Below are 21,164 nucleotides of genomic sequence, written 5' to 3' on the forward strand. Positions count from 1 at the left end.
TACACAATTTATGCATCATCATCACCATTTCCTCGCACAGACGGGAAGGTCGTGATATGTCATAACTTCTAAAAATATAAACCGTCTGAGTAATCAGTCGGTTTTTTTATTCCAAAAATCTTCCTGTCGTTTACTCGGACTAATGTCAAAATCCAAAATGAGTAAACTGAAATTAGCCTTACAAAAAAGCGGACGACTGAGCGAAAAGTCTCTCAAACTCCTCGAGGAATGTGGAATCAAAATTTCCAATGGCACCAGAAAACTGAAAGCTGTTTCTTCCAATTTTCCTTTGGAAATCCTTTTCCTCCGCGACGATGATATTCCTCAATATGTGGAGCAAGGCGTTGCCGACGTCGGAATCCTTGGACTGAATGAAGTTTTGGAGCAACAAAAACAAATTGAAACCATTCAAAAATTAGGATTTGCGCAATGCAGATTGTCTTTGGCAATTCCGAAAGAAGAGAGTTATAACGGAATTGAATATTTCCAAGGTAAAAAGATCGCGACGTCTTATCCCGAGATTCTTTCGAACTATTTTAAACAAAAAAACATCGATGCCCAAATTGAAAAAATTGGCGGAAGTGTAGAAATTGCGCCTGGAATTGGACTTTCAGATGCTATTTTCGACATCATCAGTACAGGTTCTACTCTACTCACAAATGGTTTGAAGGAAGTGGAGACCGTTGTCGAAAGTGAAGCCGTTTTGATTTCTGGTGAAAATTTGTCTAATAAAAATCAAGAAATTTTAAAGATGCTTTTATTCAGGATCAACGCTGTAAAAGAGGCTTCCGAAAGCAAATACATTCTTCTGAATGCTCCCAATCAGAGTCTTGAAAAAATCATCAATCTTTTGCCCGGAATGAAATCCCCTACCGTTCTTCCATTGGCAGAAAGTGGGTGGTCATCAATCCATTCAGTAATCAAAGAAGACCAATTTTGGGAAGTCATCGAAAAGTTGAAAAATGAAGGTGCACAGGGAATATTGGTTTTAGAAATCGAAAAAATGATATTATGATGAAGCTGTATAAATATCCTCATGTTTCTGAGTGGAAAGCACTTTGCGAGAGGCCTTCACAAAATCAGGAAAATCTTTCTGAGCAAGTTAAATCTGTTTTTGATGAAGTTAAAATTAATGGCGATAAAGCTTTAAACTTCTTCACAGAAAAATTTGATGGTGCTATTTTAAATGACTTGAAAGTTTCAGAATCTGAAATCAATGAAGCTAAAAGTTTAGTTTCCGCCGAGTTAAAATCAGCCATAAAAACGGCTTCTGAAAACATCAGAAAATTTCACGAATCTCAACAAGAAGAGAAAGAAATCATTGAAACTACGGAAGGCGTTTTTTGCTGGCGAGAAAGCCGGGCGATTGAAAATATCGGGATTTATATTCCTGGAGGAACTGCACCTTTATTTTCGACAGTTTTAATGTTGGGAATTCCCGCAAACATAGCGGGTTGCAAAAATATTGCGCTTTGCTCACCTCCAGATAAAAATGGAAAAATAAATCCTGCGATTTTGTTCACCGCAGATTTGGCCGGGATTAAAAATATTTTCAAAGTCGGTGGATGCCAGGCAATTGCAGGTTTGACGTTTGGAACAGAAACCATTCCGAAAGTGGATAAAATTTTCGGTCCTGGAAATCAATATGTGACTTTTGCGAAACAATTTGCACTTAATTATAATGTAGCCATCGATATTCCGGCTGGTCCAAGTGAAGTTTTGGTGATTGCGGATGAAACTTCGATTCCAGCATTTGTTGCGTCAGATCTTCTTTCTCAAGCGGAGCACGGAACAGATTCTCAAGTGATCTTATTGAGTAATTCTGAAAATATTATTAATAAAATTAATTTCGAAATCGAAAAACAATTAGCTGGATTACCTCGAAAAGAAATCGCTGAAATCGCACTGCTAAACAGCAAATCAATATTGCTTAACTCAATCGATGATGCCATTGAATTTTCTAATTTTTATGCACCGGAACATTTGATCCTGTCAATAGAAAATTCTGAAAAATTCACGAATAAAATCACAAATGCAGGTTCGGTTTTTTTGGGAAATTTCAGTCCGGAAAGTGCCGGTGATTATGCTTCCGGAACCAATCACACGTTGCCAACAAACGGTTTTGCGAAAAATTACAGCGGTGTTTCTCTGGATAGTTTTGTGAAGAAAATCACCTTTCAAAATATTACAAAGAACGGAATTAAAAACATCGGAAAAACAATCATATCAATGGCAGAAACCGAAGAATTAATTGCTCACAAAAACGCCGTTTCTGTCAGATTAAAATATTTAGAAAATGAAAATTGATATTCAAAAATTGGTTAGAAAAAATATCCTTAATCTAAAACCTTATTCATCTGCGAGACAAGAGTTTGAAGGAGAAAACGGCATTTTTCTGGATGCCAACGAAAATCCTTTCGGAGAATTGAATCGTTATCCAGACCCTTATCAAAGGAAAATTAAGCAAAAACTGAGCGTAATCAATCAGATTCCTTTCAAAAATATTTTCTTGGGAAATGGAAGCGATGAAGTGATCGACTTGACTTTTAGAATCTTTTGCGAGCCTGGAAAAGATAAAGTTTTGACATTCTCGCCGACTTATGGAATGTATGAAGTTTCCGCTAATATTAATAATGTAGAACTAATTAATCTTGATTTAAATGAAGATTTTCAAATCGACCCTGAGACTTTAAAACCTTATTTGAGCGATGAGAATCTTAAAATCATTTTCATTTGTTCACCAAATAATCCTACAGGAAATTCAACCAAAAATATAAAATACATTCTTGAGAACTTCAACGGAATTATCTTTATTGATGAAGCTTACATCGATTTCAGCCCGGAAGAAAGTTTCAGGAATAAAATCAAAAATTATCCGAATCTAATTGTAAGCCAGACGTTTAGCAAAGCCTGGGGAATGGCTTCTGCTAGGGTTGGAATTGCTTATGCTTCCGAAGAAATTATTAAATTTTATAATAAGACAAAACCACCTTATAATATCAGTCAGCTTAATCAAAATTCAATTCTTGATGCTTTGAATGAAGAAAATATTAAACTCGTTTCAGAGAATATCAAAATGATCTTGAATGAGAGAAAAATGCTTATTCAAAATTTAGCACAACTGCGTTTAGTCAAGAAAATTTTTCCTTCTGATGCCAATTTTATTCTGATAGAAGTAGAAAATGCAGACCAAATTTACCAGAGATTAGTCGATAAAAATGTAATTGTGAGAAACCGAAATTCCGTTATCAAAAATTGCTTGAGAATCACGGTTGGTTCTCCTGAGGAAAATAAAAAATTGGAAGAAACGCTTCAAAATATTGATAATTAAATTAGACACTTCGACAAGCTCCGTGTAACATCGCTTATTAAACACTGTCAGGCTGAGGCTCTCGAAGCCACATAAAATAACAAATCAATAAAAAAATGAAATTGAAAATTCACGAATTCCAAAACAACATAAATTAGTAATGAGTAAAAAAATATTATTTATAGACCGCGACGGAACTTTGGTTTTAGAACCGGAAGATTACCAAGTCGACTCCTTTCAAAAATTGAAATTCTATCCTCAGGTTTTCATTTATCTCTCAAAAATAGCGAATGAATTGGATTATGAATTGGTTATGATAACGAACCAGGACGGTTTGGGAACAGCTTCTCATCCGGAAGAAAATTTTTGGCCGATACAAAATTTAATTATTGAAACTTTTGAAAATCAAGACATTAAATTCAAGGATATTTTTATTGATAAAACCTTCGCCAAAGACAATGCGCCAACCCGAAAACCGAACACAGGACTTTTGACCAAATATTTTGATAAAGATAATTACGACTTAGAAAATTCCTATGTCATTGGCGACAGAATCACCGACCTCAAACTGGCAAAAAACCTCAATTCAAAAGCGATTTTCATTAATACCGATGAAGATCTTGGTGCAGAAGAGATTTTAGAAAATGATGATTTCGAAAACATCATTGCCTTAAAAACGACTTCCTGGAAAGAAATCTATGAATTCCTAAAGCTAGAAAACAGAACTGCAGAAATCATCAGAAACACCAATGAAACCAAAATCAAAATCAATCTAAACCTCGATGGAACAGGAAAATCCAATATCGATACAGGAATTGCCTTTTTCGACCATATGCTGGACCAGATTTCGAAACATGGTCAAATGGATTTGCAAATCAAAGTTGATGGCGATTTGGAAGTGGACGAACATCATACGATTGAAGATACGGGAATTGCTCTCGGAGAAGCATTTTATCAAGCGTTAGGAAACAAATTGGGAATCGAACGTTACGCTTTCGTTTTACCAATGGATGATTGTCTGGCACAAGTTGCGTTGGATTTTGGAGGACGAAACTGGATTGTTTGGGAAACCGATTTCAAACGTGAAATGATTGGAAAAATGCCAACTGAAATGTTCTTTCATTTCTTCAAATCATTTTCAGATGCCGCAAAAGCAAACCTCAATATCAAAGCGGAAGGCGAAAACGAACATCACAAAATAGAATCGATTTTCAAAGCCTTCGCAAAATGTTTGAAATCCGCCGTAAAACGCGACCCGGACAAAATGCTTCTCCCATCGACTAAAGGAATGTTGTAAACCATGAAAGGCTTCGAGAGCCTCAGCCTGACTCAGATGTCACACTGAGCCTGTCGAAGTGTTTAAATTTTAAAATAATGAAAATAGTTATCATAGATTACAAAGCCGGAAACATCCAAAGTCTGCTTTTTGCAATAGAAAGGTTGGGTTTTTCGGCAAAGATCACGAGCAATCCGGATGAGATTTTAGAAGCCAACAAAGTTATTTTTCCAGGCGTTGGCGAAGCTTCTTTCGCAATGAATTCTTTGCGGGAAAATCAACTGGATCTGCTGGTTCCGAAACTCAAACAACCACTTCTGGGAATCTGTCTCGGGATGCAATTACTCTGTAAAAATTCGGAAGAAAGTGATACAAAAGCTTTGGGGATTTTTGATGTTTCGGTGAAGCGATTTCCGGCTTCGGTTCTTGTTCCGCAGATTGGGTGGAATCAGATTTATGATTTGAAGTCGGATTTGTTCAAAAATATTCCTGAGCAAAGTTATATGTATCTGGTTCATAGTTATTATGTCACTAAAAATAAAAACACAATTGCAACAACAGATTATTCCGAATCTTACAGTACGGCTCTGCAAAAAGATAATTTTTTCGGCGTCCAGTTTCATCCCGAGAAAAGCGGAATCCTGGGAAGTAAAATATTAGAGAATTTTTTAAAATTATAATAGGTATTAGTTTAAAAATTTCTCGCTGATTTTGCGAATTAAGCAGATTTTAAAATTAATCTGCCCAATCTATTAAATCTGCGAGAGTTTAAAAATAAAATAAAGTTATATCTGTAAAATATTAATATAAAATGAGAATCATACCAGCAATAGACATCATTAATGGCGAATGCGTCCGGCTTTCCAAAGGCGATTACAATCAGAAAACTATTTACAGCAAAAACGTTTTAGACGTTGCCAAAAACTTTGAAAACAATGGGATCCAATTTCTCCATTTGGTCGATTTGGACGGCGCAAAACAAAACGAGATCATCAATTATAAAATCTTAGAACAGATTTCCAAAGAAACCAATCTAATCATTGATTTTGGTGGCGGTTTGAAATCCGAGAAAGACATTCAAATCGCTTTTGAAAGTGGTGCAAACCAGGTAACGCTCGGAAGTGTTGCTATTAAAAATCCGGAATTATTTCTTGAAACTTTAGAAAAATATGGCTCAAAAAAAATCATCTTAGGAGCTGATGCTAAAAATGAAAAAATCGCAGTTTCCGGATGGCTTGAAGAAAGTGAAATGAATGTTTATGATTTCATAAAAGAAAAAACAGAAGCAGGAATCCAATATGTTATCTCGACAGACATCGATAAAGACGGAATGTTGGAAGGTCCTTCTTTCGATTTATATCAAAAAATAATTAGCGAAAATCCAGATATAAAACTGATTGCTTCCGGTGGAATTACTTCTATTGAAGATTTGGAAAAAGTAAAATCAATCGGTTGCGAAGGTGTAATTATCGGAAAAGCTCTGTATGAGAACAGAATTACGTTTAACGATTTAAAACCATTTCTATAATGTTAGCAAAAAGAATCATCCCTTGTCTCGATATCAAAAATGGGGAAACCGTAAAAGGTGTCAATTTTCTGGATTTGAAAGAAGTCGGAGATCCCGTAGAAATGGCCATCAAATATTCTCAGCAAGGCGCAGACGAACTGATTTTTCTGGATATCTCTGCAACTGACGAACGAAGAAAAACCTTGATTCCGCTTGTGAAAGAAATTGCTAAAAATATCAATATTCCGTTTACGGTTGGTGGAGGAATTAATGCGCTTGAAAATGTGGAAGAGCTCTTGAAAAACGGAGCTGATAAAATCACGATCAATTCCGCTGCTATATCCAATCCGAATCTGATAACCGAAGTTGCCAAAAGATTTGGTTCGCAATGTATGGTTGTTGCGATTGATACAAAATTTGTTGAAAATCAACATAAAGTTTTCAGCAACGGCGGAAAAATCGAAACCGATAAAGAATTGTTTTCCTGGGCAAAAGAAGTCGAGAATCTTGGCGCAGGCGAAATCCTGTTAACCTCGATGAATACAGACGGAACAAAAGTGGGATTTGCTATTGGAATCACAAAACAACTTTCGGAATCAGTCAATATTCCTGTAATTGCTTCAGGTGGTGCCGGAACAATGCAACATTTCGAAGACGTTTTTAAAGAAACCAAAGCAACCGGAGCATTGGCTGCGAGTATTTTTCATTTTAATGAAATCGAGATTCCGGAACTTAAAAATTATTTAAAATCTAAAAACTTACCGATACGATGAATATAAAATTTGATAATGGTACAGGCCTAGTTCCCGTCATCATTCAGGATTATCTAAACCTGAAAGTCCTGATGCTGGGTTATATGAATCAGGAAGCTCTTGATAAAACTCTGCTGGAAAAACGAGTGACTTTCTTCTCACGCTCTAAGAACAGGCTTTGGACAAAAGGCGAAACTTCTGGCAACTTTCTTGAAATGATTGACTGGAAATTAGATTGCGATAACGACACGATTCTCATCAAAGCAAAACCTCTCGGACCAACTTGTCACAATGGAACAACAACTTGCTTTGCCGAAGAATCTGACAAAGGATTTTTGTACGAATTGCAGCAAACGATTTCTGAGAAAATCGACAATAATGATGAGAATTCCTACACCAATAAAATCTATAAAAAGGGTATCAACAAAGTTGCTCAAAAAGTAGGTGAAGAAGCTGTAGAATTGGTCATTGAAGCGAAAGATAACAACGATGAATTATTTTTAAATGAATCTGCAGATTTACTTTATCATTATTTAATTTTGTTGAAAGCTAAAGGTTTTACGATTGAAGATGTTGAGAAAGTTTTAAAATCGAGAAGTCAATAAAAAGACAGCAAATGCTGGATTTTTATGGAGCCAATCTGGAAATCTTCCAATCAAAATCTTCTGTCAAAGAATAAAGAATTCTGTCGTGAAGACGATTCGGACGGCCTTGCCAGAATTCGATTTCGTAAGGTTTTGCGATGTAACCACCCCAATTTTCCGGTCTTGGAATTTCTTTGTTTTCGAATTCGGTTTCTAAATCTTTTAATTTGTTTTCGAGGAAATTTCTATCAGGAATTTCCTGACTTTGAGGAGAAACAACTGCGCCCAGTTGGCTTCCTTTTGGACGAGAATGGAAATATCCGTCGCTCAGATTTTCAGCAATTTTTTCAACATTGGCCTTGATGATGATTTGACGTTCCAGGCTTGGCCAGAAAAAATGTAGACAGGCTTTGTGAGTTTTCTCCAGCGACCTTCCTTTTCGGCTGTCGTAATTGGTATAAAAAATAAAACCTTCCCAATTGTAAGACTTCAATAAAACCATTCTGGTTCTTGGACATCCGTCTTCTTCGACTGTGGAAATGGCCATTGCGTTGGCTTCGGAAACTTGTGGGTTTTCTTCGGCATCCAGAAACCAGTTGCGGAATTGTTCGATGGGGTTTTGTCTGACCTCACTTTCGATGAGTTGGGATTTTTCGTAAACTTTTCTTTTATCGTGGAGGTTTTCGTTGTTCATTTATTAAATAGATATTTAGATAACAGATTTTAGATATTAGATTACAATTCAATGTTTTTTATTGGAACGTTGAATCGCACGCAGCCCGACTTGAGCGGAAATCCTTTTTTGCAAAAAAAGATTGGGAGCGGAAGGCGGATTAAGCTGCCCAAATTATTTAAATTCCGGTAATTTTAACTTAAATTTTTGTTCAATTCTTTTTCAAAAAAAATATTTTTTTATAGATTTGATAGATGAATTACTCTTACAAAGGTAAAATTTTAATATCAACGCCTGATGTTTCGGGCGACATATTTTCGCGCTCGGTCGTTCTGATTGTGGACCATAACGAAAATGGGGCTTTTGGTCTTATCCTGAACAAGAAGAATCAGAATATGAGTTCAAGGCTTCTGAATATTTTCGGTTTTCCCGTGGAACTTTACGAAGGTGGTCCTGTGGAAAATGACAGGGTTTATTTTATCCTGAAAGGTCAGAAAGTGACGGAAAATTTCATTGAGATCAATCAGGAATTTTATCTGACCGAAGATATTGATTCTGTGGTTTCTGCAATCGTTAATAGTGAAATCAGCATTTCTGATATCAAGGTTTTTTCCGGATATTCCGGATGGGGCGCTTTTCAATTGGAAGGCGAACTACAACGGAAAATGTGGACGGTTGTAGATGTTTACAATTTGGATTACACGCTTCCGAACGACCAGAATCTCTGGAAAAACATCATGCAGAATCTCGGTGGCGAATTTCTTCTTTGGGCGAATGCGCCGGAGGATGTTTCTCTTAATTAGACCAAGAGATAATAGAAAAAAGATGAAAGACTTTCTTTATTAAGTTTAAAATATAACCTCTATTAGATAGGGATTCGTTCTTCAAAAATGATTGTTCCGTCTTCTGTATAATAGGTACAGGTTTTTGCATCGATATCGACAATCCATTTGTAAATTCCGCTGTCTGCACAATCTTTACAGAATTGGAAAAAGTCTGTTCCGCCTTGCTGATGATTTCTTAAATCGGCTAAGAATTTTTCAGGATTTGGTATTCCGTAAATCAATAATGGGGCATATTGTTGTGGTGCGGAAACTTTGTAATCATCGTTTCCTAAATAATTAGTAGAACCGTCTTCTACGAAAGTTTCCAAGCTTTTAACGCCTAATTCTCTGATGGTTTTTGCAAATTGTGGGAATCCTTTTCCGCTCTCAACGTTGGAATGTGCATCTTGAATTTGTTGTAGTGTAAACATCATTGTAAGTTTTTCTGTGTTTTTATTTTCTTAGTTAATTCTCTGACTTCCTTTAACAACAAAGGAAAACCTGGTTTTGCCATTGCGACATGGTCGAATCCGTCTTCTTCTAATAGTTTTACAGATGGATGATTGACTAATTTCAACATCCTTGCCAAATAAGCGTTTTCCTCATATCGGCCTAGAAGTTCCAGCTCTCTATCACCTGTAATCAAAACAATCGGCGGTGCATCTTTTCTGACATGGAACAACGGCGCATACTGATCAATTGTTGGCTGTAATTCCGCGATCCCTTGTTCTTTCCGGATCTGAAAATGTGTGATCGCCTGTCCGCTGAACGGAATCAGTCCGGCAATTTGGTCTGCATCGATTTGATATTTCTGAAGATATTTTTTGTCCAGTGTGATCATCATGGCCAGATAGCCTCCCGCCGAATGTCCCGATTGGAAAATCAAGTTCTTATTTCCTCCATATTTCTCAATGTTTTCGAAGACCCAAGCGGTTGCAGCCGCGGCATCTTCTATATATGCCGGCGCTTTTACTTTTGGTGCCAAACGATATTCCACACTGACTACAGCAATATTTTCGTTTAATAATTCTTTTGGCAATTCATTAGTTCCGCCAGTCAAACCGCCACCATGAAACCAAATGACTGTCGGAAAATTCTTGACATTGGCCGGATAATAGAAATTCAGTTTGCATTGGGAGCTGATGTAAGCATCTGCTTTACTGATTTTCTCTGGATAATAAGCGATGTTGTTTTCGGTTGTATATTCTGCCTGGGCAAAACCGAATGCAAAAACCAAAATTAAAATAAGACTGATTGTTTTCCTGAACATAATTATTTTTATCAAAAAAGATTAATTTAGTCAAAACCGACTAATAAAGAGTAGTTTACAAGAACCGAAAGAGTTATCGGTAACGATTTAGTAATGGTGCTTACTACACTTGCTTTCATTCAATTACCTTGTAAATCATTACTGCAAATTTATAAAAATAAAGGTAAAGCAGTGAAACTTTACCTTTATTTTTCGTCTTGTTCGTCCATTCTTTTTATAAGTGCGTCCCGAAGACTATCAAGGAATTTTGTTCTGTTCATCTTTCTTGCTTTTAATTCTAAATACGAATGATAGAAATCTCCCAAATTAACATTAAACATATTTTCAAAGGTCTTAGCTATAATTTTAATATCTGCATTTCCATTGTCGATTGAACCCTGCGACTGTAGTGAATAAATCAACTCAATCAATGATGTCTTACTGCCCGTCCAATTCAAAGGTGGGTTCTCAAATATCTTTCTCTGATTGTTATTATTTAACTGGTCTTCGAGATAAACCTGAATTAAATCATTGGCAATAATCTTTGCGACTTTGTAATCATGTGAGGTTGTAAAATTGTGGTCAGCTTCAAAGTAGTACGTGTCTAAACTCAACTTAATATCGTGCTTGCCACGTAAAAAGAATTTATGGTCGAGGTGGGTACTATTTGTTCTGTAATACTTATAAAATTCTAAATTGGCATCGAAAAACCGCTTGATTTTAGAAAGCTCAACATTCAGATATTTTTTGATTGTCTTATCTCCTCCACGTGGTCTTTTTGTTTCTATTTTATAAATCGAATTAAAGTAGATGAGCTTGGAAACTAATTGTGGTTTTAGTTGTTTAAAGAACATAATTTCATCTTCTTCATTTTTAAAACCAGTTTTCTTAATGTATTTCTTTATCTCTTCGAGTTTCTGCAATACCAGTATAATTGCATTTTCATACGATATTAATGAATTATTCGGCTCATAGGTCAAATCATTTATTCTATTGTCCAATTCGTTTATCATAGTATGGCAATAATTTATCATTGAAAGCGGATTTTTTTGAATATGAAAACAATTAAAAAATATTAATGAGGCAGCAATTGCAGGTTTCCCTACAATAAATCGCCTCATTTTAAATGTGTTGAATGGGGGTATAATAAAGCCCTATCCTTTAATAGAAACTGGATAGGGCTAAGGAATTAAACCGCTAATGGTTCTGCTTTAAAGCCTTTTTTCTTAACGATTGCAATTATTTCATCTTCTGTAATTCCGTCTGCTTTTACGGTTAGAATTTTGTCATTGTTGGCTGTATCAACATTCCATTCGCAGATACCGTCCGCATTGTCAAAATCCGCTTTTACTTTTGATACGCAACCGCCACAATTAAGATTGGTCTTGAACTGAAATTCTTTATTTTCCATATTTTTTAAACTTTATTTAATATTGTTTTGAACTGCCACAAAATTCTACATATTCCCAAACTCTTCTATTGTGATATTTCTTGTTTGATTTGTGACATTTACTGTTTTCCTGTTGCAGACTATTAATGTTTGTGGGCGTGGTGGCTGTGGTCTTCTCCCGATTTTTCACCCTCTGATACGGTAATCGTGAAATCCGCAGTATGTACCACGTTGTCTATTTTGAACTGTACCCACATTCTGTAAAGCCCTGTTTTTTTGATAAGCGTTTCGGCATAGATTGGGAAATTCTCTTTTGACACAGGGTGAATATGTAGAAAATCCTTATCGGCTTTGCTTATCATTACGATATGAGCAGTCGCTCCGAGATAAATCTGCATATCCTTTTCCGCTAATTTCTTGCCGTCCTTTTCAACCGAAAATTGCAAGCCTTGATTTCTGTTTGTTTTGAAATCCTCACCATTAAGCAGCGTTACCGTAAAACCATCTACGGTTGAAACCAACTTTGTGTTTAACTCGGTGGTTTGGTCTGCTGCCGTACCTTTTACTTCAATGGTTTGCTTATTGACCTCTCCATCGGCTCCGTTTGGTTTGTAATCGGTAAATAACAGGTATTTACCTGCTGCCGGGAATGTTTCTGAAACCTTATATGAACCGTCTGCCTGTTCCTCGGGGTGGATATGGTCAAACCAGGTCAATTCCTCATTCACCACCAAAAGGTGCATTTTCATTTCGTGTACTTCTTCCAACGGTATATTTTTCCCGTGCTCTTTAATGGCAATGGATAAGTTTGTCGGTTTACCTGCTTCCACATTTTGCGGGTCGGCAGCCACTTTTACTTCATACTGGCTTTTCTGTTTATTAACAGGTGTCAAAGTCATACCACATTTAGGGCATTTATCGCCTTTATTTCCTTTTACTTCCGGGTGCATCGGACAAGCGTATGCGCTGTCGTGATTTGGGTGCTGATGTGCATTCATATCCTCTGATTTTTTATTATTACTTTCTGAATTGTTACAGGCAGATAATACTGCCAGTGAAACAACCGTGCTTAGCAATATGGTTTTTAAATTATTCATCTATTAATCTCTTATTACAATACAAATTTCCGCATTAAATGGGTTGTAGCTATTGTGATTTTTCTTTTTTCATTTACGATTTTTACTGTTTGCCAACGACGTTCTTTTGGCTCATTACAATCCTGATAACCACTATCAGTGTGATGATTAACATCGGTATCATTACAATGTTTACACCGTTCCAACCCCAATAATTGAACAGGCTGCCCGCAAAGAAGCTCGCAATACTGATTACTGCAAAAACCGTGAAATCGTGGAAAGCCTGCGTTTTTTCTTTCTCTTCAGGTCTGTACACTTTGGTCAGCAATGATGAACCGCCGATAAACAGGAAGTTCCAACCTAAGCCCACTACAAATAAAGCGGAAACGAAATGTGCAAAGCCTGTTCCCATCAGGGCAATGATGATGTACAGGAACAAAATTGCCAAGCCGGAAATAATGATACGGTAAACGCCGAATTTCTGAATGAGCATACCTGTAAAGAATGAGGGCAGGAACATACCCAATACGTGCCATTGTATCACTGTTGCTGAACTGTCTGAGGAATGTCCTACACTGTGCATTGCTATCGGCGTAACAGTCATAGACATTCCCATTACTGCAAATGCGGTGGCTGATGCCAGTATTGCAAGGATAGTATCTTTATTCTTAATGATCTCTTTTATGGGGCGACCTTTTGTTACCACCTCGTTGGTTTGTATAGCCGATGCTTTTTGCAATTTTAAAAAGGAAACAACGCCCAAAGCCACCACACTTAACAGGATAATCGAAAAGTAGGAATAAGCATAAGGAACCGCCCCTAAATGCTGTGTAAATCTCGCTAAGTTGGGTCCGGCGAAAGCCGCAACAACGCCGCCTGCAATAACGAAAGAAATTGCCTTGCTTTTCGCATTGTCGGGAACGGCATCAGCCGCAGCAAAACGGTAGTATTGGGAAAAGCCCTGGTATGCACCAATGAGCATATTACCTACTGAAAACAGCCAAAAGGAATTTTGGACAATACCGTACCACGAAACCAAACCCGATAAAACACCTATCAGCGTACCAATCATAAAGGCATTACGCTGACCTAATTTTTTAATAATGAGGGATGCGGGTATCATCATACCTGCCGTACCAACGGTAATCATTGCCAAAGGCAGCGTTGCCAGATTTTTATCCGGAGCCATTTGTAAGCCTACCACACCCGAAAGCGTAATGACCAATATAGATGCAGTCTGGAACAACGCCTGTGAGGTAAACAGGAGATACACGTTGTTCCATTTTATTTTTGCTGTCATAATCTTAAAATTTATGATACAAAATTGCCAATTTGCTTTCGTCTGCCTATTGTGATATTTCTTGTTTGATTTGTGAGGTTTACTGATTTACCACTACTGAACTTGCCTGCTTCGCATCTTGCATCGCCTTTCCCAAAAACCTATTTTTTCATCAGGTTTGTTTTCATAAGTACAATAGCCAAGACAGACAAGACAAGCGTAAGCACTCCACCTATCATAAAATCTTTGTTGGGGAATTGAGTGCCTAAGAACCCGGCAACAGGATAAGCTATTGCCCACCATAAATGCGAAAAAGCAAAGTGGGAACCGTAAACCTTACCCTGGTCGTTCGGCTCTATATTTTCGCCAATAAGGGTTTCAGATGGCATATCGGCAAGGGTTTGTCCTATACCTGCCAAAATCCATAGGAACATCAATCCGGTATAGGGAACAAAGTTTGCAAAGCTGATGGCAATACCGATAAGGAATGCCCCGCTTATCAGCGATATGCTCCGTGTTTTGGTTTTATCCAAACTACCTAAGAGAAAAGCGGTAATAGCCGCACCTACTCCAAACACCGACATTATCCAACCGTAATGCTTGTCGTCCAGTTGCAAAGAGGTTTTTACCAAACCAACGGTATTAACCAACACCATTGCCCCGGCGACAGCGGAGATAAATTCAATGCTCAATGAAAACCGCAAAATCTTATTACCGAATAGCAGGCGTACACCTTTAATGACTTCTTTCCAAGTATTCCCTGTTTGTGCGTTATCTGCATTCACTCCCTTTTGTAGTGCATTAAACGGGATGGTCAATATCAGTAATATGGCAATGAACAGCGTTGCCCCGTTTACAAAGAAAATCTGTTTGGCTCCCAACCATACAGCTACAATTCCTGCCAAAGCAGGACCAAATACACTTAGCAACTGAAAGGTTGCCATCGACAAGCCGTTCGCTTCCCTGTATCGCTCTTTTTCGACTATCTGCGGGATGATAGCACGATATGTTGGTGTAAAGAATGCCGCAAATACATTCAGCGAAAATATCAACCCGTATAGCTGCCATTCTGCGGTTACAAAAGGCAGCAAACTTACAATAGCCATTCTTGCCAGTTGAGTAATTAGCAATATATTCTTCCGTTTGAATTTTTCTGATACCACTCCTGCAAAGGGGGAAAAGATAATATAAGCGGTTACCCGTAATGTAAGTGCCGATGCCAATATAGCTGCGGCATTACCGGGGCTTATCTCGTAGGTAAGTAAAGCTAAGCCAAGCCACGTAAAGGCATCCCCGAAGAGGCTTGCAATTTGAGCAAAATAAAGCCTTGCGAAAGTGGAGTTCCGCAATGCTTTAAATGGCTCTATGATTGTTTCTATTATTGACATATTCTTTATTTTATATTTCTATACATATTCTCTATAAATAACCAATATGATATTATTGGGCTTGTCCTTTGGATATATCCAAGTGTGAAAGAACAAATGCTAATATGAGCAATGCAATAAACAGTATTATTCCAAGAGCAATCAAACCATACTTCATTTTCTTAGATAGGGGTTTGTTATTTGTACCTCCATTCTTTTCTTGTTTTATTTCTTCCAGATTTCATACCACCGATTACAGTTGTCTTATTCTTCCTCTTCGGCGTTTTTAATAGCTGAAAGAATGGTATAAGCGTTTTTGATAACTACTGTAAGCTCTGCTGCATTAACCGTTGATGGTAATTCAATAGCTGTGTAGCCTGCCTGCTCAACTCCTTTTGAAACTGGAATTAATTGGAATGTATGGCTGTTTTTTGCTTGATTGGTCTGGATAATAATATAGTCCGTTCCCTCTAATTGTACAAGAGCATCTGTTGGAACGGCATTCTGCTGCTCCGCTCCGGTTTCAAGTAATGCCTTTACATACATACCTGGAAGCAAGCCGGGTTCTTGTTTAAAATGACAGTGTACGGGTATCATTTTGTTGTTGTCCGTAGCCTGCCCAACAAGATATACTTTAGCTGTTCTTTCATACTTGTTTTCATTCGATAATGAGAACTTAACTGATTGCCCCGGTCGAATTTTACCTAAATCTTTTTCAAAGGCATTCAATGCAAGATGCAGGTCGCTTGTGCCCGTAATCTCAAAAAGCACATCAGTGGCGGCAACGTATTTCCCAATATTCACATTGCTTACTTTAATATATCCGGCTATTGGAGCATAAAGATTTGCTGTTCTCGAAATACTATTGCTTTTCTTCAAAGCTGAACTGCTAATCCCTATAAGAGCCATCTGTTGTTCTAATCCTGAAATTTTAGCTTTCATTACTTTCAGGTCGGAACTGACCTGCTGAAAAGTTTTAGTAGCGTTGACATCTTCCGCTCTTAACTGTTGCTGTCTTTTATATTCCTCTTCCAAATATTCAAGCCGACCGATGCTCTCCAAATACTGTTGTTGGATAGAAATAAATTCAGGATTTTCCAGTGTGGCTAATAGCTGCCCTTTTTTTACTTGTTGCCCTGGCAATAAGCCAGACGTTTTGATGTATCCGCCCAAAGGTGCTGATACAGAAGCAACACTTCCCGGTTCAGCATCTATAATACCTGTCATCTTTATTACACTACTTAGGTTACGACTTTCGATTGCCCCTGTTTGAATGTCGGATAACTTAAATTGGTCGTCTGTAAACGTAATGGTTTTGACACCGTTTGCTGCGGTGTCGGTAGTTGTCTGTTCGGGAACTTCTTTACTTTCCGTATTACCGTCTTTTTTGTCTTTACAAGAAGATACTGTTATCAATGCAAAGAGCAGTAGCGGTAAATATTTTAATGATAATTTTGTCATTGCTTTAAAAATTTTGATTATTTGTTTCCTAAAATCGCTTCTATTGAAATTACTATCTGGTTATAGTTGTACAGGTTATCCAAATATTCCGAATGGATATTGCTTGATAGGGTGAGGTTCTGCAAATACTGGGTATAAGATATGTCACCACTCCTGAAACTCTTATCGGAATTTTTAATAATCAAATCTGCCTGTGGCAAAGCCTCTTCCTGATAATAAGTAAGCGACTTCTGGAATTTGATATATTCCTGGACAAGCTCTTTTAACCTGCCATTCAGGTTCGTGGTGGCAAGTTCCACCTCTGCCTGCGCCTTTTGTTCACTGATTTTGGAAGCGTTAACTCTTGACCTATACCCTCCGGGAAATAAAGGAATAGCTACCCCAATTTGAAAAAAGTTAAACCTGTCTTTACCAGTATAAGTGCGGTCAATCCCATTTATGGTTTGTAATCCTTTATAGGTTTGACTGCTATATCCGAGAATAATATCGGGCAACATCTTGCTTCTCTCCAAAGCCGTAGTCTGACGGTTGACCGCAATTTCCTGTTGTAGATAGCTTAATAATGGATTGACCGCAGGCGAAACAATTTGTTGTGGCAGCAACAACTCTCTTGCGACCAGTAATGTATCTGCAATGGCAATATCGTCCGTTGTATTTAAAAGTGTCTGAAGAAGCTGTTTAGCTATTTTTATATCTCCATTAGTCTTTTCAAGTTCGTTTTGTATCTGCTTTGACTGAACTGATGAAGTGATGTTTTCTAAACTGGTTGCTTCTCCTGTTTTATACCTTGTATTGCTTGCCTTGCTTAATTTCACATATATGCTGTCGAGTTCCAACAAAAGTGTTCTTCGTTCCAATGCGTATTGGTACTGAACATAAGCCAGTTTTACGTTCCGCACAAGGTCATTTTCTGTCACAGCTTTATATGCTTGGCTACTCCTAATTTTCTCTTGTGCCAGTTTTGAGTTGTTACTGTACACGGTTGGGAAATCTATTCTTTGCCCAACATTGAGCAGATTATCCGTTATCGTAGGATTGCTGACTACGCCCTGCGTGTAAGAAAATTCTGTTTTAGGTATGGTAACACTTCCCTTTTTGAGTGCTTGTTGTAAGTTGATGTCGTAATTGGCAATTTTAACCTGTGCATTATTCTTTAAGGCTTCATCAATGGATTGCTGCAAAGTAAGTATCCTGGTAGGTTGACCGTCTATATTTTGGGCGTTAACCAATGACGGAAGTAGAAACAAGCCTAAAATCAATATAGCGGCAGGCAGATTTTTAATTTTTCTTTTCTTTGATGGTTGGGTAAAATAGATATAAAGTACAGGTAATACGACCAAAGTTAAAGCCGTAGCAGTAATCAATCCTCCTATAACGACCGTTGCCAGGGGGCGTTGTACTTCCGCACCGGATGAAGATGATAAAGCCATTGGCAGGAAGCCTAAGGAGGCTACCGTTGCAGTCATCAATACAGGTCTTAGTCTTACTCGTGTACCGATACGCACCCGTTCATAAATATCCGTGATACCCTCTTTCTCCAATCGGTTGAACTCTGCAATTAATACAATACCATTCAATACAGCAACTCCAAAAAGTGCGATAAATCCAACTCCGGCAGATATACTAAAAGGCATATCCCGGATAAGTAATGCGAATACTCCCCCGATAGCCGACAAAGGGATGGCACTGAATATTAACAATCCCTGTTTTAAGGAATGGAACGTGAAATATAAAAGCACCAAGATAAGTAGTAGTGCTACGGGTAACGCTACTGCAAGTCGGGCATTGGCTTCTTCGAGGTTTTTGAACTGCCCGCCATAGGTGACATAATAACCCGCAGGCATTTTCACTTTGGCAGCGATAACATCTTGAATATCGCTAACGATACTTTTAACGTCACGGTTACGGACATTAAAGCCTACGGTAATCCGTCTTTTAGCATTATCCCGTTGTATCTGCACAGGACCTGGCTTATAGCTGATTTCAGCAACCTCGCTCAAAGGAATTTGTTGCCCCTCGGGGGTGCTCACAAACAAGTTCTGTACATCTGTTATATCTACTCGGGATGCGCTGTCGAGCCTTACAACCAAGTCAAACCGACGTTCACCCTCATAGACCTGACCTGCAACTTCGCCTGCAAACCCTGCTGCGATAGCACTGTTCACATCCTCTATGTTCATTCCGTACTGACCGATTTTGTCCCGGTTAAATTGGATATTGATTTGTGGCAAGCCAGTTATTTCTTCCACATACAAGTCTTCAACGCCATCAATAGACTTAATTTTCCTACCAACATCAGACGCTAAATCTGATAGTATATCCAAATCCTCACCATAAATTTTTAATACAACATCCTGCTTTGCTCCGGTAAGGAGTTCATTAAATCGCATTTGGATAGGCTGTTGAAAGCTGAATGTAGCATTTGGAATAACAGATAGTGATTGCTGCATCTTTTCAATTAGTTCTTCCCTTGTTTCTGCGCTTGTCCATTCTTTTTTTGGCTTCAATACCACTACCATATCACCCGCTTCAATAGGCATCGGGTCGGTAGGAATTTCACCCGAACCGATTTTGTTAACCACTTGTTTTACCTCGGGGTAGTTCTTCAATAAAATAGTTTGTGCCTTTTGGGAAACGTCAATCATTTGGTTTATTGAACTTCCAACGGGAACCCTTGTTTCCACGGCAAAATCGCCCTCGTCTAACTGTGGTATAAATTCTCCGCCCATTTTATTGAATGTGATAAGCGTGATGATGAATAATACCACTGCTACTGTTACCACCATAAGTTTACGTTTCATCGCACCATTGATAATAGGGGAATACACTTTCTGTATAGCGTTCATCATCCTATCAGAGAAATTATCCTTATGCGATGTCTTCTTGCTCAATACCAAAGCCGACATCATCGGCACATAAGTAAAAGAAAGGATAAATGCTCCTAAAATTGCGAACGATACCGTCTGCGCCATAGGAGTAAACATTTTTCCCTCAACGCCTACCAGTGCCAACAATGGGAGATAAACAATGAGGATAATGATTTCACCAAAAGCGGCGGCTGTACGAATTTTTCGAGAACTTTCATATACTTCTTCGTCCATTTGGTCTTGTGTAAGTTTTTCCACTCCGCCATATCGTGCCTTACTTCCTGTAATGCGGTGCATTACAGCTTCAACTATGATAACTGTACCATCAACAATAATCCCAAAGTCAATTGCACCGAGGCTCATCAGGTTACCGGAAACACCAAACAGGTTCATCATACAGATAGCAAACAGCATTGCAAGAGGAATAACCGATGCCACAACAAGCCCGCCACGAAGATTTCCAAGAAATAAAATAAGTACAAAAACTACAATCAAAGCCCCCTCGATAAGATTGGTAGAAACTGTTGAAATGGCTCCGTCCACTAATTTTTTACGGTCAAGGAAAGGTTCAATTTCAACCCCCTCTGGAAGACCTTTCTGTATTTCTTCAATTTTCTCCTTTACGTTAGAAATAACTTCGGATGAATTGGCTCCTTTCAGCATCATTACTATACCCGTAACCGTTTCACCTTGTCCGTTTCTGGTGGCTGCACCGTAGCGTGGACCATTTCCAAAACCTACCTCGGCAACATCACGGATAAACACAGGCGCACCGTCCTCTTTTTTAACAACGATATTTTTAATTTCTTCTACGTTCTTTACTAAACCCTCACTGCGTATAAAATAGGCGTTCGGACCTTTGTCAATATAAGCTCCACCTGTATTCTGATTGTTTTTTTCGAGTGCGGTGAATATATCGGATATGGTAATATCTTGACTTGCCAGTTTGTCAGGGTCAACCGCAATTTGATATTGCTTTACAAAACCACCAAAACCACTCACCTCGGCAACACCCGGTGTCCCCAGTAATTGACGTTTAATAATCCAGTCCTGAATGGTTCTCAATTCGGTGGCATCGTACTTATCCTCATAACCTTTTTTTGGATGGATTACATACTGAAAGATTTCGCCCAAACCTGTTGTGACAGGAGCCATTTCAGGGGTTCCAACCCCCTCTGGAATATTCTTCGACGCTATTGTCAGACGTTCCTGTACCTGTTGTCTGCCCCAGTAAATATCTACGTTTTCATTGAATACGATGGTGACAATAGATAGACCGAAACGTGAAAAGGAACGCATATCCTTAATTCCCGGGATACTGACCATAGTCTGCTCCACGGGAAAGGTTACCAGTTGCTCCACTTCCTGTGCTGCCAGTGTAGGCGACACAGTGATGACCATAACCTGATTATCTGTGATGTCAGGTGTGGCATCTATGGGAAGTTTGGTAAGTGAATATGTACCCCAGCATATCAATGCCAGGGTAAATAAACCTATTACCAACTTATTCTTAATTGAAAAATGAATGATTTTATTTAACATATCATGA

Annotated in this window: 19 protein-coding genes; 9 read left to right on the forward strand and 10 right to left on the reverse strand. The window is 38.2% G+C overall.

Features of this window, described 5'->3' with window-relative positions; genetic code table 11:
* Positions 1-157 precede the first annotated feature (157 nt).
* The 8 genes from hisG (at position 158) to hisIE (ending at position 7,450) form a co-directional block, all read left to right on the forward strand.
* Positions 158-1,015, forward strand: coding sequence for an ATP phosphoribosyltransferase (gene hisG, locus K319_RS0117600; RefSeq protein ID WP_027384800.1), 858 nt, complete (start codon positions 158-160; stop codon positions 1,013-1,015).
* Entirely contained in the window at positions 1,015-2,307 is a 1,293-nt protein-coding gene (gene hisD / locus K319_RS0117605; protein ID WP_027384801.1) for a histidinol dehydrogenase, read from the forward strand. Before hisG ends, hisD begins: the two co-directional genes overlap by 1 nt.
* Entirely contained in the window at positions 2,297-3,331 is a 1,035-nt protein-coding gene (gene hisC / locus K319_RS0117610; protein WP_027384802.1) for a histidinol-phosphate transaminase, read from the forward strand. Before hisD ends, hisC begins: the two co-directional genes overlap by 11 nt.
* 139 nt (positions 3,332-3,470) lie before the next feature.
* Entirely contained in the window at positions 3,471-4,607 is a 1,137-nt protein-coding gene (gene hisB, locus K319_RS0117615) for a bifunctional histidinol-phosphatase/imidazoleglycerol-phosphate dehydratase HisB (RefSeq protein WP_027384803.1), read from the forward strand.
* A 77-nt stretch (positions 4,608-4,684) separates the two neighbouring features.
* Positions 4,685-5,266: an imidazole glycerol phosphate synthase subunit HisH gene (gene hisH, locus K319_RS0117620; protein WP_027384804.1), complete on the forward strand. Its 582-nt coding sequence runs from the start codon at positions 4,685-4,687 to the stop codon at positions 5,264-5,266.
* Between the two features lie 131 nt (positions 5,267-5,397).
* A complete protein-coding gene (hisA, locus tag K319_RS0117625) occupies positions 5,398-6,114 on the forward strand; it encodes a 1-(5-phosphoribosyl)-5-[(5-phosphoribosylamino)methylideneamino]imidazole-4-carboxamide isomerase (RefSeq protein WP_027384805.1) in 717 nt (238 codons plus the stop codon).
* Positions 6,114-6,866, forward strand: coding sequence for an imidazole glycerol phosphate synthase subunit HisF (hisF, locus tag K319_RS0117630; protein ID WP_027384806.1), 753 nt, complete (start codon positions 6,114-6,116; stop codon positions 6,864-6,866). The genes hisA and hisF overlap by 1 nt, the downstream gene beginning before the upstream one ends.
* Positions 6,863-7,450: a bifunctional phosphoribosyl-AMP cyclohydrolase/phosphoribosyl-ATP diphosphatase HisIE gene (gene hisIE / locus K319_RS0117635; protein WP_027384807.1), complete on the forward strand. Its 588-nt coding sequence runs from the start codon at positions 6,863-6,865 to the stop codon at positions 7,448-7,450. The genes hisF and hisIE overlap by 4 nt, the downstream gene beginning before the upstream one ends.
* Before the next feature lie 22 nt (positions 7,451-7,472).
* Here the strand turns inward: hisIE and pdxH are convergent, their stop codons facing one another.
* On the reverse strand, positions 7,473-8,123 hold the full coding sequence (pdxH, locus tag K319_RS0117640; protein WP_027384808.1) for a pyridoxamine 5'-phosphate oxidase: 651 nt from the start codon (positions 8,121-8,123) through the stop codon (positions 7,473-7,475).
* A 233-nt stretch (positions 8,124-8,356) separates the two neighbouring features.
* Between pdxH and K319_RS0117645 the strand changes: the two genes are divergently transcribed.
* Positions 8,357-8,905, forward strand: coding sequence for a YqgE/AlgH family protein (locus K319_RS0117645; protein WP_027384809.1), 549 nt, complete (start codon positions 8,357-8,359; stop codon positions 8,903-8,905).
* 62 nt (positions 8,906-8,967) lie between these two features.
* Here the strand turns inward: K319_RS0117645 and K319_RS0117650 are convergent, their stop codons facing one another.
* The 9 genes from K319_RS0117650 to K319_RS0117690 all read right to left on the reverse strand — a co-directional run bounded on the left by K319_RS0117650 (position 8,968) and on the right by K319_RS0117690 (position 21,157).
* Entirely contained in the window at positions 8,968-9,360 is a 393-nt protein-coding gene (locus tag K319_RS0117650) for a DUF1398 domain-containing protein (protein ID WP_316930948.1), read from the reverse strand.
* Complete coding sequence (locus K319_RS0117655) at positions 9,357-10,196, reverse strand: alpha/beta hydrolase (protein WP_034672037.1); 840 nt, start codon at positions 10,194-10,196, stop codon at positions 9,357-9,359. Before K319_RS0117655 ends, K319_RS0117650 begins: the two co-directional genes overlap by 4 nt.
* A 185-nt stretch (positions 10,197-10,381) precedes the next feature.
* Positions 10,382-11,188, reverse strand: coding sequence for an RteC domain-containing protein (locus K319_RS0117660; protein WP_449401662.1), 807 nt, complete (start codon positions 11,186-11,188; stop codon positions 10,382-10,384).
* A 176-nt stretch (positions 11,189-11,364) separates the two neighbouring features.
* Positions 11,365-11,586, reverse strand: coding sequence for a heavy-metal-associated domain-containing protein (locus tag K319_RS0117665; protein ID WP_027384813.1), 222 nt, complete (start codon positions 11,584-11,586; stop codon positions 11,365-11,367).
* A 122-nt stretch (positions 11,587-11,708) separates the two neighbouring features.
* Positions 11,709-12,662: a heavy metal-binding domain-containing protein gene (locus K319_RS0117670; protein ID WP_219729298.1), complete on the reverse strand. Its 954-nt coding sequence runs from the start codon at positions 12,660-12,662 to the stop codon at positions 11,709-11,711.
* Between the two features lie 82 nt (positions 12,663-12,744).
* Positions 12,745-13,767 carry an MFS transporter gene (locus tag K319_RS0117675; RefSeq protein WP_394330696.1) on the reverse strand — a complete coding sequence of 341 codons (1,023 nt, stop codon included), beginning with the start codon at positions 13,765-13,767 and terminating at the stop codon, positions 12,745-12,747.
* A gap of 314 nt (positions 13,768-14,081) precedes the next feature.
* The gene (locus tag K319_RS0117680) at positions 14,082-15,308 is read right to left on the reverse strand and encodes an MFS transporter (RefSeq protein WP_034672039.1); all 1,227 of its coding nucleotides are present in this window, start codon (positions 15,306-15,308) and stop codon (positions 14,082-14,084) included.
* A 243-nt stretch (positions 15,309-15,551) separates the two neighbouring features.
* Positions 15,552-16,748, reverse strand: coding sequence for an efflux RND transporter periplasmic adaptor subunit (locus tag K319_RS0117685; protein ID WP_172795458.1), 1,197 nt, complete (start codon positions 16,746-16,748; stop codon positions 15,552-15,554).
* Positions 16,749-16,765: 17 nt separating this feature from the next.
* Positions 16,766-21,157: a CusA/CzcA family heavy metal efflux RND transporter gene (locus K319_RS0117690; RefSeq protein WP_027384818.1), complete on the reverse strand. Its 4,392-nt coding sequence runs from the start codon at positions 21,155-21,157 to the stop codon at positions 16,766-16,768.
* Positions 21,158-21,164 lie beyond the last annotated feature (7 nt).

The sequence above is a fragment of the Epilithonimonas caeni DSM 17710 genome (assembly GCF_000426465.1).
GTDB classification, from domain to species: Bacteria; Bacteroidota; Bacteroidia; order Flavobacteriales; family Weeksellaceae; genus Epilithonimonas; species Epilithonimonas caeni.

What these genes read in the sequence shown, in the direction of transcription:
- pdxH (WP_027384808.1), bottom strand. Translation starts at nt 8,123, where the DNA reads ATGAACAACGAAAACCTCCACGATAAAAGAAAAGTTTACGAAAAATCC.
- hisH (WP_027384804.1), top strand. Translation starts at nt 4,685, where the DNA reads ATGAAAATAGTTATCATAGATTACAAAGCCGGAAACATCCAAAGTCTG.
- hisIE (WP_027384807.1), top strand. Translation starts at nt 6,863, where the DNA reads ATGAATATAAAATTTGATAATGGTACAGGCCTAGTTCCCGTCATCATT.
- K319_RS0117660 (WP_449401662.1), bottom strand. Translation starts at nt 11,188, where the DNA reads ATGATAAACGAATTGGACAATAGAATAAATGATTTGACCTATGAGCCG.
- K319_RS0117650 (WP_316930948.1), bottom strand. Translation starts at nt 9,360, where the DNA reads ATGATGTTTACACTACAACAAATTCAAGATGCACATTCCAACGTTGAG.
- K319_RS0117675 (WP_394330696.1), bottom strand. Translation starts at nt 13,767, where the DNA reads ATGATGATACCCGCATCCCTCATTATTAAAAAATTAGGTCAGCGTAAT.
- K319_RS0117680 (WP_034672039.1), bottom strand. Translation starts at nt 15,308, where the DNA reads ATGTCAATAATAGAAACAATCATAGAGCCATTTAAAGCATTGCGGAAC.
- hisD (WP_027384801.1), top strand. Translation starts at nt 1,015, where the DNA reads ATGAAGCTGTATAAATATCCTCATGTTTCTGAGTGGAAAGCACTTTGC.
- hisC (WP_027384802.1), top strand. Translation starts at nt 2,297, where the DNA reads ATGAAAATTGATATTCAAAAATTGGTTAGAAAAAATATCCTTAATCTA.
- hisF (WP_027384806.1), top strand. Translation starts at nt 6,114, where the DNA reads ATGTTAGCAAAAAGAATCATCCCTTGTCTCGATATCAAAAATGGGGAA.
- hisA (WP_027384805.1), top strand. Translation starts at nt 5,398, where the DNA reads ATGAGAATCATACCAGCAATAGACATCATTAATGGCGAATGCGTCCGG.
- K319_RS0117690 (WP_027384818.1), bottom strand. Translation starts at nt 21,157, where the DNA reads ATGTTAAATAAAATCATTCATTTTTCAATTAAGAATAAGTTGGTAATA.
- K319_RS0117645 (WP_027384809.1), top strand. Translation starts at nt 8,357, where the DNA reads ATGAATTACTCTTACAAAGGTAAAATTTTAATATCAACGCCTGATGTT.
- K319_RS0117655 (WP_034672037.1), bottom strand. Translation starts at nt 10,196, where the DNA reads ATGTTCAGGAAAACAATCAGTCTTATTTTAATTTTGGTTTTTGCATTC.
- hisB (WP_027384803.1), top strand. Translation starts at nt 3,471, where the DNA reads ATGAGTAAAAAAATATTATTTATAGACCGCGACGGAACTTTGGTTTTA.
- hisG (WP_027384800.1), top strand. Translation starts at nt 158, where the DNA reads ATGAGTAAACTGAAATTAGCCTTACAAAAAAGCGGACGACTGAGCGAA.
- K319_RS0117685 (WP_172795458.1), bottom strand. Translation starts at nt 16,748, where the DNA reads ATGACAAAATTATCATTAAAATATTTACCGCTACTGCTCTTTGCATTG.
- K319_RS0117665 (WP_027384813.1), bottom strand. Translation starts at nt 11,586, where the DNA reads ATGGAAAATAAAGAATTTCAGTTCAAGACCAATCTTAATTGTGGCGGT.
- K319_RS0117670 (WP_219729298.1), bottom strand. Translation starts at nt 12,662, where the DNA reads ATGAATAATTTAAAAACCATATTGCTAAGCACGGTTGTTTCACTGGCA.